This is a genomic window from Segatella baroniae B14, assembly GCF_022024235.1.
GTDB classification, from domain to species: domain Bacteria; phylum Bacteroidota; class Bacteroidia; order Bacteroidales; family Bacteroidaceae; genus Prevotella; species Prevotella bryantii.
In genome coordinates this window covers 125,135-141,122 of the sequence record NZ_CP091799.1, presented here as the reverse complement: position 1 = coordinate 141,122, position 15,988 = coordinate 125,135, and the positions used below count along the sequence as shown (strand labels likewise).

10 protein-coding genes are annotated in these 15,988 nt (G+C 39.7%); 4 read left to right on the top strand and 6 right to left on the bottom strand.

Going from position 1 to position 15,988, the window contains the following annotated elements; genetic code table 11:
• Window positions 1-88 precede the first annotated feature (88 nt).
• From L6469_RS00540 to L6469_RS00530, 3 genes are read left to right on the top strand one after another with little or no spacing between them, the layout of a single operon-like run.
• Window positions 89-3,334, top strand: a complete 3,246-nt coding sequence (locus tag L6469_RS00540; protein ID WP_039871142.1) for a SusC/RagA family TonB-linked outer membrane protein — start codon at window positions 89-91, stop codon at window positions 3,332-3,334.
• A gap of 15 nt (window positions 3,335-3,349) precedes the next feature.
• On the top strand, window positions 3,350-5,350 hold the full coding sequence (locus L6469_RS00535) for a RagB/SusD family nutrient uptake outer membrane protein (protein ID WP_006283444.1): 2,001 nt from the start codon (window positions 3,350-3,352) through the stop codon (window positions 5,348-5,350).
• Between the two features lie 12 nt (window positions 5,351-5,362).
• Window positions 5,363-6,913: a DUF4957 domain-containing protein gene (locus L6469_RS00530; RefSeq protein ID WP_006283443.1), complete on the top strand. Its 1,551-nt coding sequence runs from the start codon at window positions 5,363-5,365 to the stop codon at window positions 6,911-6,913.
• 80 nt (window positions 6,914-6,993) lie between these two features.
• On the opposite strand, the gene L6469_RS00525 is transcribed toward L6469_RS00530, so the two are convergent.
• The 3 genes from L6469_RS00525 to L6469_RS00515 are packed head-to-tail and all read right to left on the bottom strand — an operon-like array spanning window position 6,994 to window position 11,691.
• On the bottom strand, window positions 6,994-8,412 hold the full coding sequence (locus tag L6469_RS00525; RefSeq protein WP_006283442.1) for an alpha-amylase: 1,419 nt from the start codon (window positions 8,410-8,412) through the stop codon (window positions 6,994-6,996).
• A 45-nt stretch (window positions 8,413-8,457) separates the two neighbouring features.
• A complete protein-coding gene (locus L6469_RS00520; RefSeq protein ID WP_237851096.1) occupies window positions 8,458-9,726 on the bottom strand; it encodes a glycosyltransferase family 4 protein in 1,269 nt (422 codons plus the stop codon).
• A 15-nt stretch (window positions 9,727-9,741) separates the two neighbouring features.
• Window positions 9,742-11,691 carry a glycogen debranching enzyme N-terminal domain-containing protein gene (locus L6469_RS00515; RefSeq protein ID WP_237851094.1) on the bottom strand — a complete coding sequence of 650 codons (1,950 nt, stop codon included), beginning with the start codon at window positions 11,689-11,691 and terminating at the stop codon, window positions 9,742-9,744.
• Window positions 11,692-11,944: 253 nt separating this feature from the next.
• Here L6469_RS00515 and L6469_RS00510 point away from each other — a divergent pair, with 253 nt between their 5' ends.
• The gene (locus L6469_RS00510) at window positions 11,945-12,646 is read left to right on the top strand and encodes a Crp/Fnr family transcriptional regulator (protein ID WP_027454146.1); all 702 of its coding nucleotides are present in this window, start codon (window positions 11,945-11,947) and stop codon (window positions 12,644-12,646) included.
• Window positions 12,647-12,689: 43 nt separating this feature from the next.
• On the opposite strand, the gene L6469_RS00505 is transcribed toward L6469_RS00510, so the two are convergent.
• The 3 genes from L6469_RS00505 to gap form a co-directional block, all read right to left on the bottom strand.
• Entirely contained in the window at window positions 12,690-13,625 is a 936-nt protein-coding gene (locus tag L6469_RS00505; protein WP_006283438.1) for a diacylglycerol/lipid kinase family protein, read from the bottom strand.
• Window positions 13,606-14,565, bottom strand: a complete 960-nt coding sequence (miaA, locus tag L6469_RS00500) for a tRNA (adenosine(37)-N6)-dimethylallyltransferase MiaA (protein WP_006283437.1) — start codon at window positions 14,563-14,565, stop codon at window positions 13,606-13,608. The genes L6469_RS00505 and miaA overlap by 20 nt, the downstream gene beginning before the upstream one ends.
• Window positions 14,566-14,704: 139 nt before the next feature.
• Window positions 14,705-15,733 carry a type I glyceraldehyde-3-phosphate dehydrogenase gene (gene gap / locus L6469_RS00495; RefSeq protein WP_006283436.1) on the bottom strand — a complete coding sequence of 343 codons (1,029 nt, stop codon included), beginning with the start codon at window positions 15,731-15,733 and terminating at the stop codon, window positions 14,705-14,707.
• Window positions 15,734-15,988 lie beyond the last annotated feature (255 nt).

Sequence of the window (15,988 nt, the reverse complement as noted above, 5' to 3'; positions counted from 1 at the left end):
CTACATCTATTATAATAAATATAGTATTTTTGCTCCACTAAATCAATAGGAATTATATATTTTTTACTAATCTAATAAAATAAAATGTATGTCTGGTAATTTGAATTACGTTCGAATTGCGCTCGTATCATCCATGATCACAGTAGCTGGAAATGTATGCGCGCAGACAGTCAAAGGTAACGTTAAGGACAATACAGGTGAGCCAATCATTGGTGCTACTGTCATTGAAGACGGTGCCAGTGGTAACGGTGCAGTCACCGATATTGACGGAAACTTTACCATCAATCTGAAAGGGAAAAGCAACAAGGTGAAAATTTCATACGTCGGTATGAAAACTAAAACAATCAATGTTGCAGGTAAGAGTAACATCGATGTCAAACTCGAGGATGACGCACAGAACCTGAACGACGTTGTCGTTATCGGTTACGGTACAGTACGCAAGAAGGACTTGACCGGTTCTGTTTCTTCTATCAGTGCTGATGACATTGCAGGTGTTCCTGTATCAAATGTTGGTGAAGCTATGACTGGTAAATTGGCTGGTGTAAACATCACAACAACAGAAGGTTCTCCTGATGCAGATGTTAAGATTCGTGTCCGTGGTGGTGGTTCTTTGTCACAGGATAACTCTCCACTCTACATCGTTGATGGATTCCCAGTTTCTTCTATCAGCGATATCGCTCCTTCTGAAATCGAAAGCATCGACGTATTGAAAGATGCTTCTTCTACAGCCATCTATGGTGCCCGTGGTGCTAATGGTGTTGTTATCATTACAACCAAGAGTGGTAAAGAAGGTAAAGTTCAGGTTAACTTCAATGCTTCTTTAGGCTTCAAGAAATTGACCAAAGAGTTGAAGGTTATGGATCCTTACAACTATGCTTTATACCAATACGAGATGGATGCTACCGAATATGGTAACTATCAGGATATGGATATATGGAAGTCTGTAGAAGGCACTAACTATCAGGATGAAATTTTTGGTCGTACTGGTGTTCAGCGTCAGTATAATGCAAATATCAGTGGTGGTTCAAAGGACTTGAAATATAACATCGGTTTCGCTCACAACGATGAGGATGCTATTATGAAAGGGTCTGGCTACTCTAAGAATAACGTAAATGCCAAAATCAACTCTAACTTGAACAAGTGGTTGAGTTTGGATTTCAACGCACGTTTGCAGTACACCAAAATTGATGGTCTTAGTGGTGGTGCAGATACCAACGAAAGTAATGCTGCTAACAGTGTCGTTGCCAACACATTGCGTTGGCGACCAATAGAGCCGCTTTCAGCTTCAAATGATGATGAGAATAGTTCTACCTCTACACAACGTAGCCCTATTCAGCGTATTGATGCAACCTACAAACAGAAGACTCGTTTCCGTCAGAACTACAATGCCGGTTTGAACTGGAAACCTTGGAAGAACTGGACTTTCCGTTCCGAACTTGGTTATAGCTGGAGCTATGATAAGACCGATAATGTTTGGGCAAGTGATGCTGTTACCAATTCTAAATATGGTAACAATGGTTTACCACAGCTTCGTTACGAAAGAGATGATACTAAAACATTCCGCAACGCAAATACCGTAACTTACGACAACAAGAAATTGTTTGGCGGACGTGACCATATCAACGTATTGTTGGGTCAGGAATGGAGTATCGAAAAGGAAACAGAACGTTACAACACATCTGTAGCTTTCCCAGCCTCATTCTCCATCGAAGATGTCTTGGCTAACCCTGGTTTCGGTACTGCACTTTCTAATGAAGGTACTATTGCAGCAGACAACAATATGGCTTCATTCTTCGGCCGTGTAAACTACACTTTGGCTGAGAAATATTTGGCAACCTTCACCCTCCGTGCCGATGGTTCTTCTAAATTCGGTGATGGTCATCAGTGGGGTGTATTCCCATCTTTGGCATTAGCTTGGCGTATGTCAGACGAGGAGTGGTTGAAGAATGTAAAATGGTTGTCAAACTTGAAAGCTCGTTTGAGTTTCGGTACTGCAGGTAATAACCGTATTCCTTCAGGTTTGCTTACAACGACCTACTCTGTTGCTGAAGCAAGTAGCAAACATGCTGCTTTCGACGAAACAGCTGCAACTCAGTTGGAACGTAAAACCTATCTATACAACCCAGATTTGAAGTGGGAAACAACCATCACTCGTAACTTCGGTATCGATTATGGTTTCTGGAAAGGACGTATCAATGGTACATTAGATTTCTACTGGAATACTACTAAAGACCTATTGATGAAAGTTGAGATTCCTTCTTCGACTGGTTACAGCTATCAGTACCAGAACTTTGGTAAGACCGAAAATATCGGTGTAGAACTTGCTTTGAATGCAGCTCTTGTTCAGAAGAAGAAATTCAACTTAGACGCAACCTTCAATATTTCTTATAACAAGAATAAGATTAAAGAGTTGAACACTCAGAATCCTTGGCAGAGCAGTAACTTTGCAGGTTCTACCTTTACTCCATACAACGACTTTAGAGTAGAAGAAGGTGGTAGCCTTGGTGAAGTTTGGGGTTACGAGAACAATGGTTTCTATACCGTATACGATTCTGAGTTAAATCCTAATGGTGAGTTGGTACTCAATGGTACAAGTTGGGTACTTCGTGATGGCATCAAGGATAACAGCTATAGCCTTACTGGTGGTCAGTTGTATCCAGGTGGTATCAAATTCACAGTTGATGAGAATGGTGATCCTATCAAGAAGAAATTGGGCAACACCGTACCTAAGGTTACTGGTGGTTTTGGCTTGAATGGTAACTGGGGTAATTTCGACTTCAATTTATATTTTAACTATTCATTGGGCAACAAGGTAGTTAATGGTACTAAGTTGGCTAATTCTTTCTTTAGCAATACCTCAAAGAACTACAATCTGATAGCAGATTTCAATCTTGAGAACCGCTATTCATGGATTGATCCAGAAACAGGTGACAACCTAGTTAAGTCACTTAGCGCAGATTTCATTGCAGCTCACGGTGGTGCAGAAGCTATCATGAGAAGACTTTGTGAAATCAATGCAGGTGCTAACATCTGGAATCCTGTTGCCGTGACCAAGTCACCTATCACCAGCTATGCAGTAGAAGACGCTTCTTTCTTACGTCTAAATACTGTAACAGTAGGTTACACCCTCCCAAAGACATGGCTTAAGAATATCTATATTAATAATGTACGCGTATACTTCTCTGCATACAACGTCTTCTGCATCACAGGATATGATGGCTATGACCCAGAAGTAGATACCAGCAGCAAGAAGAACCCAATGACACCAGGTATCGACTATGCCGCTTATCCAAAGAGTCGTACATTCGTGGGTGGTATTAACGTAACATTCTAAAAAAGAAACCAAACAATGAAAAAAAGTATAACAATATGTGCACTTGCTGCCGGTGCTCTTGCTTTGAGTTCTTGTTCAGACTTCTTGGACCAGAATTCACCATCTGAATTGAGTCAGGAGCACGTATTCAACAATGAATATTATACAAGTGCAGTTATCAACCAAATTTATGGTGATTTAACCAATGACCGTACCTATTCTCAGGACTGGGCTATCCTTTACGGACTGGGCACAGACTGCGAACTTGTAGATGGTATTGGTTCTACAGCTACAGCTGCCAGCGAACGTGGTTATTTCAACTACAACTTCGATGGTGAATATTCTAACACCAACGATATGTGGACCAAGATGTATGCCACTATTGAAGATGCGAACTTAGCTGTAGAAGGTATCGAGAATAGTCCAATCAAGAACAACAAAAATATGCAAATATACTTGGCTGAGGCAAAATGTCTTCGTGCCATGGTATACCTTGACTTGATTCGTGCGTTCGGTGATATCCCGATGAAGTTTGAAACATCAAAGTCTGATTTGAGTAATGCTTACCAAGGCAAGACCGATCGTGACGTTATCCTCGATTCACTTATCAACCAGGTAGAAAGTTCTATCGATGCTCTTCCATGGGCAGGTATGAGCAACTATACTACAGAGCATGTTACTAAAGGTTATGCTCATGCTTTGGTTGCTCAGTTGGCTATGACTCGTGCTGGATATGCTATACGTGAACAGGCTAAATCAGGTTACGAGACAGCTTCATACTCAGATCCAACCTACCCTACACAGCGTCCAGACGCAGAAACACGTAAAGCTCTTTACGAGAAGGCTTTGAATCATCTTGCTGTTATCATTAACAGTGGCGTACACAAGTTGAATCCTTCTTTTGAAAACGAGTGGTATCTTCTCAATCAGCTTACTTTAGATACACAGTATAAGGAAAACCTCTTTGAAATTCCTATGCAGCAAAATGTAAGTGGCGAATTGGGATATACAGCAGGTTATCGTTTGAACGGTGTAACTACTCAGTATGGTTTCACCAATTCATCTGGTAAATTGAAGTTGACAGCTTCTTTGTTTTATTCTTATGATTCTACCGATGTTCGTCGCGACATCACCTGTGCAACTACACAGATCGTTGCAGAGAAGCGTGTTCACTCTGATACTACAAAGGTTACTTTGGCAGATGGTTCAGTTGAAGAAAAAATCGAAAAGACTACTGATACACAGTGTGCTGTTGAATCAGCATTAGGTAATGCTCCATTCGGTCTGTACTGCGGTAAGTGGGACCCACGTATGGAGAATGCTAACTGGTTAGATCAAAATATCAAGGCTTCTGCTAAGCATCTTACTGGTATTAACGTGGTTAAAGTACGCTATTCGCAGATTTTGCTTTGGTATGCTGAAATCATGAACGAACTGGTTGGCCCTGACGCTTACTATAATGGTAGCGCTAACTTGACTGCAAGAGAAGCCCTTGCATTAGTACACAAACGTGCAAGCAAGAACCTTGCTGTAGCTAACGAGTACATCAACAACATCCCAGCAAACAAGGAGGATTTCTTCAATGCTATCGTTCAGGAAAATGCTTGGGAGCTCGCTGGTGAGGGTGCCCGTAAATGGGACTTGATTCGTTGGAATCTCCTTGCTCAGAAGATCTATGAAATGAAGCAGGACTATCTGAATAACATTGTAAGTGTTAAACCAGAGAAGGTTTACTTCAACTATGTTAAGGGTACAACCTATCCAGAAACCAAAATTGATATGAGCAGCATCACTTGGTATGGTCTACCAGAAGGCAAGACCAGCAAGGATTACGATGGCAGCTTCACCGGTTTTGGTAAATTAGATACGAAGCAAACAGAAACCAACCTGAACTCTATTGCAGGTGGCCTCGTAGGTACAGATGCTAAGGTGTTCGGTCATGGCGCTGTTATCAACCGCTATTTGATTCCAATTGGCAGCAAGATTATCGATGCTTCGAATTCTTACCTCCAGAACTCTTATAATTTCAAGAACTAATCGTACGAAACAATGATGAATTCAATCAAAAATATCATTCGTACCTCTGCAATGATGTGTATGGGCGTTGTCGCCCTCACATCTTGTACAGATGGTAACGATTGGAGTATTGATAGTGCATTCGACCGTTTGTTTAGCGTTGGTCAGGATGATATCAAAGTTACTCCAGCAGCAACAACTGCCGAAGTAGAATTCTCAACCGTAAAGGATGCAGAATACTATGTTATCGAAGTAGATACTGACAGTTTATTCACAACACAGTCTGATCTTTACAGAACCTATCAAGTAAAGGAGGCCCCTGCAACAATCGATGAGTTGGAGAGTGCAACTAAATACTTCATTCGTATTAAGGCTATGTCTTCAGCTAAGGCAGAATCAAAGTGGACATTAAGCAGTAAGTCTTTCAAGACTGAAGCTGAAAATATCTTCTTTGACATCGATGTTGATAACGATATCACAGCAACAACAGCAACTTTGAAGTGGCCTGCAAACAGTAAAGTTACTTCTCTTACATATGGTGATGAAGTGATTACCTTGACAACAGAGCAGATTTCTACTGGTAGCATTACCTTAACAGGTCTTACCCCTGAGACAAGCTACACTGTACGTTTGTTCAATGGAGAGAAGCAAAGAGGTGAGGCTAAAATCAAGACTGCTATCGACCTCGGAGGTGCTACACTGGTTAAGGCTGGTGAAAGTTTAGAAGCTGCTATTGAAGCTGCAGAAGATGGTGCTACTCTTGCTTTGATGCCAGGTACTTATGTAATAGCTAACGAAGAGGGATTGGCTTCTTCTACCACAATCAGCAAGAACATCTCTATCAAGTCTGTAAAGAGTGGTGACCGTGCTATCATCAAGGGTGGTTTCGATTTGACCAACAATGCTAGCCTTCTTCTCTCTCAGGTTGTTCTCGATGGTGACAACCAGGGTGTATATCCTGTTCGTGTCAACGAAGCTGGTACATACCAAAATATTACTATCGATGACTGCGAGTTGAGAAACTTCAAGAAAGATCTTCTCTATATCAATGTTAAAGCTTATGTAGGTACTATTACCATCAACAACAGTGTGATTCATGGCTTTAGCACTTCTTCAGAATTCATTGATATCAGAACAGCTGGTGTTAAGAACATAAAATTAACCAACTCTACATGGTATGACAACGGTATGAAGGACTTCTTACGCATTGATAATGCTTCAGCTAATTTCACAGACTGGGCTACTTCAACCAATATTACCATCAACCACAACACCTTCGATGGTATTGGTTCTTCAGCTAAAGGTTATCTCTATGTACGCTATCCTGCAGTTATCTCATTCACAAACAACATCATGAGCAACTGTAAGTGTTACTGGGCAAGCCAAAAGACGACAGCTGTACCAACCTTCAACAATAACAACTACTATAATTCTGAATTAATGGTTACAGAGTCTACATCAAGCAAGTTCTTTGATGAAAGCGGTACAAAAGAGAATCCTCAGTATACAAGCGAGACTGATTTCACTGTTGGTAACGCATCTGTAAAAGCTGCTAACCAGGGTGACCCAAGATGGATTCAGTAATCTAGACATACAATATACTCTATAAAAAAAGGTTCGCTCGATATGAGCGAACCTTTTTTTATATGGAGTTAATAAGATTATCAATCTGCTAAATTCTCTTCTTGAGGAGTTGCTTTTTTAGAAGAAGCCTTTTTGGTAGCAGACTTCTTTTCTACTGTTTTCTTCGAACCAGTTAGACGCTCACGCAACTTTGCTGCTTCTGCTTCCAACTTATCTATTTTGGCCTGTAAACGCGTTATTTCAAGATCCTTAGTTTCTATCTCCTTATCTTGATTTGTAATCGTGGTAAGCAAGCTATTGAGTTCCTCGTTGTCAATATCCTCAGGATATAAACTATTCACACGATTGATGAAGTCGCCAAGAATATTCATATAGTTCGTAAAGGCATCAAAAGGACCATTATAAATACCTCTGTCAAGACCAACATTACTTGGTTTAGTGGTCATAAAACGGAAGTTATTAGAAGCCTGCAAATAGTCCCAGTCCTGATTGATACGAGGATCATTACAAATATGAACACGCTCAGCCACACTGTATAATTTTTCAAATGCTTCTCGCTGCATGGCATTACCTAACCAGCAACTCACATCACGCTCCTCGTCTACCCAACTTAAAGTATCCGGTACACTCAGCACATCAACGACCTTCACCTTCTGACAAAGTTCACTTGGTGTTGAGAATGTTATACCTTTGGCCTTAGCACAAGCTGGCAAAGCTTTCAAAAATTCAAGAATATTACTCTCTAAAGGTTGAGCTATACCCAATGCTGTCAGCTCCATGAAAATATTAATAATTTCTTCTTCCTTAGGAAGAGAAGCGATCTTATTAATATAGGTATCTGCAAAAAGTGGATATTGATCCCAATTGGAATCATTAAAACGTAAAGAGATATCATCAGAGAGTTCTACATCACGAAGTAATAACTTTAATTTATGAGCCTGAGCGCAACTATATAGATAATGTGGAGACTTCCAACCCAACACGTGTTTAGCACCCTCTGTGAGCATACCTTTAAAGCCCATCTGTGATGCCTGGCTACCAATATCATCACTATATATCAATGATGAGTTGCGGAGCACTTTTGGCTCTTGTCCAAAATACTCTTTAATCTTTTCAGCCTGACGTCTTACCTCATTGGCAAAACCATCTGGAGTAATCAAAGATGCAAGACCATGAGAATATGGCTCTGCTAAGAACTCTACACATCCTGTTTTACTCAAATCCTGCAACTTGCGGAGTACTTCCGGAGCGTGCAATTCCAACTGCTCCATACCCACACCACTCAACGAGAAAGCTACCTTAAAATAATTACCATTTTCCTGAATCATCTGCTCGATAGCATTCAGAGCTGGCATATAACTATGGTCACGGATATAAGAGATAGAATTATCATTCTCATAATCGTCATAGTAATAATGATCGGTACCTATATCGAAAAAACGATACCGTTTTAGATGAGTTATCTGATGTATTTCGAAATAAAGACAAATCGTTTTCATGTGTTTTTAACTTTGATTTTGATTATTTGTAAACTTCAGTTTCAATTACTTCCAACCTAAAGTTCGCATATACAACTCACGAATCCATGTACCTACCTTTTCCCAGGTTATCTGATCCACTTCGTTCTTCCCTTCTTCAGAGAGATACTTAAAGAGACTCTCATTGTTACAGATACTGTACATGTAATCAGCCATCGCATTAATATCCCAGTAATCCACTTTAATACAATTACTCAGAATCTCAGCACAACCACTCTGTTTAGATATGATAGATGGCATACCACACTGCATGGCCTCCAAAGGAGAAATACCAAACGGTTCACTTACTGACGGCATAACATATACATCAGAGGCCTTCAAACATTCATATACTTGTTTGCCTCGCATAAATCCAGGAAAATGGAAACGATCAGCAATACCTCGTTCGGCTACCATATTGATACACTGCTCCATCATATCACCAGAACCTGCCATACAGAAACGAATATTATGAGTACGATGAAGCACCAAATTAGCGGCTTCGATAAAATACTCAGGGCCCTTCTGCATCGTCAGACGACCTAAGAAAGTTACCACTTTTTCCTTATCTGTATGATTTGGACGTGGAATATCTTGCAGTTCCTGAGCCAATGGATATACGGCATTATGTACCGTAAAACACTTACGAGGATCTTGGTGATACTGATGGATAACCGTCTGTCGCGTTAACTCAGATACACACATAATACAGTCTGCATGGTCCATTCCATCTTTCTCGATACCATATACCACAGGATTTACGTGACCACGGCTACGGTCGAAATCTGTAGCATGCACATGAATACATAATGGCTTTCCTGTAACCTGCTTAGCATGAATGCCAGCAGGGAATGTCAACCAGTCATGTGCATGAATGATATCAAAATCAAAGCTGCGCGCTACGACTCCAGCGATGACAGAATAGTTATTAATCTCCTCATTCAAATTAGCTGGATAACCTCCAGCAAACTCCATACACCCCAAATCATTGACATGCATGTAGTTAAAGTCACCATAAATATGATCACGCAATCTGTAATACAATTCCGGATCCATAATATTGCCTACTCTATCCTTGACATAATCATAATTTACATCACGATAGGCAATAGGCACACAATTCATCGCCACAATATTGGCATAAGTACGGTCTTCATCTCCAAAAGGGTGTGGCAAACACAAAATAGTCTCGATATCACCCTGCGCATGAAGACCTTCTGATATACCAAAATTAGCAGTTGCAAGTCCACCAAAAACATGAGGGGGATACTCCCAGCCAAACATTAAAACTTTCATATAGCCTCCTCCTGATTATAGTCGATATTTTTCTAATAACTGTGAAGCCTCTAATATCTCTGCTACATTTGCAGCAAAAGAGACGGCTCCTCTACTCTTGAATGGTGGGTTACCATCATACAATTCACTGATTGTACCCACACAGTGCTGAGTCATTTCGTCTTCGAAACCCACCATCAGGCGTTCTAAGAAACTAAGACGAGACTGCTTGTATAATTTCAAACAAGCCTTGGCATAAAAACCAAACAACCATGGCCATGCTGTACCTTGATGATAGGCTAAGTCGCGCTGACTCTGAGGACCAGCATAGATTGGGCGATAACCATCACTCTTTGGAGACAAGCTACGCAACCCCTTTGGAGTAAGCAATTCTCGGGTCACCATATCTAAAATATTCTTCTGCTGTTCATTGGTCAAAGGAGAATAGTCAAAGGCAACAGGGAAAAGCATATTTGGGCGAACACTCCAATCTACTTTCTCACCATCCACATAATCAAAGAGATAACCACACTGATTCAGGAATGTACTACCAAAAGACGCTTTACATCTCTCAGCAAAACCTGCCAATTTAGCACGGGCTTCTTCATCTTCATTATATTCGGCCAATTCTGCACAGAAGCAAAGGGCATTATACCATAAAGCATTCACTTCTACGATGTAGCCATTACGTGGAACAACAGGGCGACCTCCTGATACTGAGTTCCTCCAAGTCATCGGTGTCTGATCACCACCTTCTACACACAACAGTCCATTCTCCATAAACTTCACATATGGATGTCTGTTCTCTAGATAGAAGTCAATGATAGCACGGGCCAGTTCCTTATATTTCTTTAAAAAGATATCTCTGCCTAAATCGTAAGCAAACTGTTGTAAGCTCCAAATAGCCCAAAGCAATACATCAGGTTTGTCCATTTCATAGATCTTAACCGATAAAGGGCGACCCTCGATAAAATCCATGATGCCCTTAGCTGCAGTATCCATGACTTTTTCAAAGTAATCATGCTCTTCTATACCTAAAGTCAAACCAGGTAAAGCGATAAATGTATCACGGGCTCTTACTTTAAACCAAGGATAGCCCGCTAACAGATAAGTTTCACCACTAACTTTATCCTCTAAATGAAATTGGTGAGCGGCATTAATCAAACAATGGAAAAAATTATCACGAGGACTTCTTATTTGCTTTTCCTCATCAAACATTTTCTTGAGTTTGCTCGATTTTATCTCAGAAGTTGAAGCAGAGAATACGATAGATTCGCCTTTACGGATATTCATTTCAAAATAGCCCGGCACATAGAGGTCTTCATTAAAATAATAACCTCTTTCTTGCTCCTTGGGATATTCCACTCCACGATACCAATCAGGTTGGAATACAAACTCATTTTTCTTGTTAAACTGCATGTAAAGTTCAGGATAACCTGGATACATACATGTCTTAATGCCATTGTCCACTTCCGAATAGTCACGATTTGCATAGCCATTTTCATGTGTAAATTCGCGTACACTTCTGAAAGCCAGGAAAGGACGGAAACGTAAAGTTGTTGAAGAATGAGCATCGAGTAAAGTATATTTCAACAGAATGCGATCTTCATAATGTTGAAAAAGGACTTCCTTTTTCAATAGGACACCACCCACTCTGTATATTGTAGTAGGCACGGTATCGCAATCAAATTCCTTGATATACTTATGCCCATTAGGACTAAAGTGATTGCCTTGATACTTATGCAGGCCAAGATTAAACTCAGCGCCATGCTGAATAACTGTAACATCTAATGAAGAAAGCAAGACATGATTATCTTCATCCAGTTCTGGTATCGGAACCACAAGAAGACCGTGATACTTTCTGATATTGCAGTCTACGATAGTCGTGCACGAGTATGCTCCCGAACGATTGGTACGAAGCACCTCCTTCGGCAACGATTCTTGCAAATTAGTCATCAAAGCTTTTTCAAAACGCAGATAACTCATAGACTTATATTAAGGTTTCTAATTTATGTTGATTTTTTAGAATGTATGATGTGAGTAAAGTTGCATGAACAGCTACATCAACTCTAATTGCACTCAAAGTTAATATATTTTTTACTCATAACAAAGTAAAAAAAAGATTATTTTCAAAATCGAATTCAGAAATTTACGAATAAAACATATTTTTAGCAAAAAATAGATGCATTTCATTTATTTTATGTACTTTTGCATACAGAAAGGTAAAAAAGATCTGTACATGGCGGCTAAAATAAACCAAGAAAAAGGCAAAGTAATTGAAGATATCGTGTCTCAATGGGGCACTTTATCAGCAGAACATTTGGCTCTTCTTAAAGATAATCTAACGATTACTCACTACAAGAAAAACGATATTATTTATAAAGATTTTGAAAATCCGAAGAATACTTTTTGCCTCATTAGTGGAAAAGTAAAAATTTTTAAAGACGGTATAGGTAGAAATCAAATTGTTAGGGCTATCAAACCTATTGAATTCTTTGGTTATCGTGCGCATTTCGCTCAAGAAGATTATCGAACTTCTGCCATGGCTATAGAGGCTTGTACGATTGCTTCCTTTCCGATTACAATACTGGAAAAATTGATGGAAGAAAATCATCAGATTTGCCTGTACCTTATACATAGTCTTGCACGAGAATTGGGCAATTCTGACGAACGAACTGTTAATCTTACTCAAAAACATATTCGAGGAAGACTGGCTGAAGCTCTTATCTTCTTGAAAGACAATTACGGATTGGAAGAAGATGGCTATACGCTCAGCATATACTTGAGTCGAGAAGATCTGGCTAGCATGTCAAATATGACTACCAGTAATGCTATTCGTACATTGTCGGCATTCGCTACCGAGCAACTCATCGCTATTGATGGTCGAAAAATAAAAATCATCAAAGAAGAGGAATTACGAAAGATATCAACTATGGGTTAACAACCAATAGTATGAGAATACATGAAAAAAATCATCAATTTCCTTATTCAGGTATAAGGAAATTGATGATTTCTTGTTCTACGGTTATTTTATAAGAACCTATTGGGGTCTTCATAAGTCTACCATCAATAGTAACAAGTGCTTGATTGGAATTAACCACCTCTACCTCTCTTGTACGATAAGGGTGTACACTCTTATGATTCAAAAATTTATTTTTTACTAAGAGATAAAAGCCCTCAAACAGTTGGGTCACTTTTGGCTGATATACTACTGACACATCAAGTAGACCATTATAAGGCACTGCATTAGGAGTTTGACCATAGCCTGAACTATTACCAATACAAACTGTCATTACACGCCTTTTGATCTCGTCCATATTAATCTTCAAATGCATTTTATAATCCAACCGCTGGAATGTCATCAGAAGAAAAGAGAAAAAGAATGACAATGTACGTGATCCCATAAATATATGGCGAGTACGGTTACGAAGGTCGGTCACTGTAGAAAGCAGACCGATATTGACACAATTTAAGAAATAACGGTGACAGTTATCATGATCACGATTTACATATCTGATACACCCTAGATCTACTTTTCGAATACGTCCGGCTTTCAACCACTTAATGGTCTGTTCATAATCTACTTCGTCAAACCCCCAAAAATGTGCAAAATCATTCATCGTACCATTAGGTATCACTCCTAAGGCAACAGAATCTCTTACCTGAGCATCGACAGACATCAGACAGTTTACCGCATCATTCAATGCAGAATCCCCCCCCACGATGATAATCGTTTTATACGAATTATTAATCATCATCTTAACCAGACGATCTACACTGTCTGTATTTTCACTCTGAACATAGTCGAAGTCGATGGCGTTATCATGAAGGCAATCTTTTATTTTTTTCCATCGTTTATGATTACGATAACCTCCTTTTGGACAATAGATTACGCCCCATTTATTTTCCGTTATTGCCATATTGCATGAGTCGTTTTATTTCATTGACTTTATCTTCTATTGGTAGTAAAGCATCTATCCAATGTATGGTAAATCCTCTGCGTTCCATTCCTCTAAACCAAGTCATCTGTCGCTTGGCAAATTGATGAATGGCAATTTCAAGTTGTCGGAACATCTCTTTGTAAGATAATTTCCCGATAATATATTCTGTAATATATTTATATTCAAGACCATAGTAGATTAAATCTTCTGCAGGTATTCCTCTCTCCAATAAACCTTTGATTTCATCTACCATTCCATGTTCCAAACGGTCTTTTAATCTTCTAGTAATTTTTTCTCTTCTTGCTTCCCGGTCTATATTCACACCGATTACCAGTGAATCAATAGAAGGAAATTCTCTTTCCGGAGTAGGATGTTCCAGATTATAAGTTTCGATTTCAATAGCTCGAATAGCTCTCTGTACACTGTCTACATCTGTCTTATTGTGCATATTACTACCTGTTTTAGTCTTCAGTGCACGTAGTTGTTCTGTCAGTTCCTCTAAAGACTTATCTGCAAGTGCATCTCGCAAAGCCTGATTCTGTGGCACAGGCGATAACATATACCCTTTCAATACAGACTCAATATACAGTCCTGTACCTCCGCAAAGTATCGGAGTAGCCTTTCTCGCCAAAATATCTTCATAAGCCTTCAGAAAATCTGCTTGATAGCGAAAAAGATTATATTTCGTACCAGGTTCACATATATCAATAAGATGATAAGGCACCAAATGCCCATCGATAGTATAATCTTCCAGATCCTTGCCTGTACCGATATCCATACCTCGATATACCTGCCGACTATCTGCACTGATGATTTCACCACCAATGTCATGTGCCAAGGCTGCAGCCAAAGAAGTTTTTCCACTAGCCGTAGGACCAAGAATAGTAATCATTTTAGATGTTTCCAAATCGTCTTGCATAGAATACTGCTTCATATTCTCATCTCTCATTCCGCAAATATAATCAATTTTTAGTACACCTGCAAAAAAGAGTATAAAAAAACCGCTCAGCCATAAAGCTGAGCGGCTATATGATGTATAATCAAGTGCTAAACTTGGATTAAGCCAACTCTGCGAAGTACTTGATTGTACGAACCATCTGAGAAGTATAAGAGTTCTCATTGTCGTACCAAGAAACTACCTGTACCTGGTATGTATCATCATCGATCTTAGATACCATAGTCTGAGTAGCGTCGAAGAGTGAACCGAAACGCATACCGATGATATCAGAAGAAACGATCAGATCCTCGTTGTAACCGAAAGACTCAGTAGCAGCAGCCTTCATTGCAGCGTTGATACCCTCAACAGTTACATCCTTACCCTTAACAACAGCGATCAAGATTGTAGTAGAACCTGTTGGAGTTGGAACACGCTGTGCTGAACCGATCAACTTACCGTTCAACTCAGGAATAACGAGACCGATAGCCTTAGCAGCACCAGTTGAGTTAGGAACGATGTTGCAAGCACCTGCACGTGAACGACGGAGGTCACCCTTACGCTGTGGACCGTCAAGAATCATCTGGTCACCTGTATAAGCGTGAATTGTAGACATAATACCGCTCTGGATTGGAGCATATGCGTTCAAAGCAGCAGCCATAGGAGCCAAGCAGTTAGTTGTACAAGAAGCAGCAGAAATAATGTTATCGTTAGCTGTCAAAGTCTTGTGGTTTACATTGTAAACGATTGTTGGAAGATCGTTACCAGCTGGAGCAGAGATAACTACCTTCTTAGCACCTGCTGCAAGGTGAGCAGAAGCCTTCTCCTTAGATGTATAGAAACCTGTACATTCGAGAACTACGTCTACCTTGTTAGCAGCCCATGGGCAGTTAGCAGCGTCCTTCTCTGCAGAGATCTTAATCTCCTTACCGTCAACGATGATAGAGTTTTCTGTTGCCTCTACAGTGTGCTTACCTTCACCGTATTTACCAGCGAAACCACCCTGAGCGGTATCATACTTCAAAAGGTGAGCAAGCATCTTAGGGCTTGTCAAGTCGTTGATTGCTACAACTTCATAACCTTCAGCCTCAAACATCTGACGGAATGCGAGACGGCCGATACGACCGAAACCATTAATAGCTACATTTACCATTTCTTTTTATTTTTATTAAAGGTTTAAAAATATATCAAATCTTTTTGCCTTATTACAGTGCACCTTATTATATACGAAATACGTCTTAAGATAACACTATATCAGCATTTTTTAATTTTAACGGTAGCAAAGATACAATTTTTTTTCTATATTTGCATGGAGATTTCTCATTAAATTATCCAAAAAGATGGGTTTCTAACTTCTTTTTATGGCATTTTTTAATAGAAAGGTAGCTGACTGTTAAGTCTATGTTGC

Excerpts from the sequence above, each read along its gene's own strand:
- L6469_RS00540 (WP_039871142.1), top strand. The coding sequence starts at position 89 with ATGTCTGGTAATTTGAATTACGTTCGAATTGCGCTCGTATCATCCATG.
- L6469_RS00535 (WP_006283444.1), top strand. The coding sequence starts at position 3,350 with ATGAAAAAAAGTATAACAATATGTGCACTTGCTGCCGGTGCTCTTGCT.
- L6469_RS00530 (WP_006283443.1), top strand. The coding sequence starts at position 5,363 with ATGATGAATTCAATCAAAAATATCATTCGTACCTCTGCAATGATGTGT.
- L6469_RS00525 (WP_006283442.1), bottom strand. The coding sequence starts at position 8,412 with ATGAAAACGATTTGTCTTTATTTCGAAATACATCAGATAACTCATCTA.
- L6469_RS00520 (WP_237851096.1), bottom strand. The coding sequence starts at position 9,726 with ATGAAAGTTTTAATGTTTGGCTGGGAGTATCCCCCTCATGTTTTTGGT.
- L6469_RS00515 (WP_237851094.1), bottom strand. The coding sequence starts at position 11,691 with ATGAGTTATCTGCGTTTTGAAAAAGCTTTGATGACTAATTTGCAAGAA.
- L6469_RS00510 (WP_027454146.1), top strand. The coding sequence starts at position 11,945 with ATGGCGGCTAAAATAAACCAAGAAAAAGGCAAAGTAATTGAAGATATC.
- L6469_RS00505 (WP_006283438.1), bottom strand. The coding sequence starts at position 13,625 with ATGGCAATAACGGAAAATAAATGGGGCGTAATCTATTGTCCAAAAGGA.
- miaA (WP_006283437.1), bottom strand. The coding sequence starts at position 14,565 with ATGCAAGACGATTTGGAAACATCTAAAATGATTACTATTCTTGGTCCT.
- gap (WP_006283436.1), bottom strand. The coding sequence starts at position 15,733 with ATGGTAAATGTAGCTATTAATGGTTTCGGTCGTATCGGCCGTCTCGCA.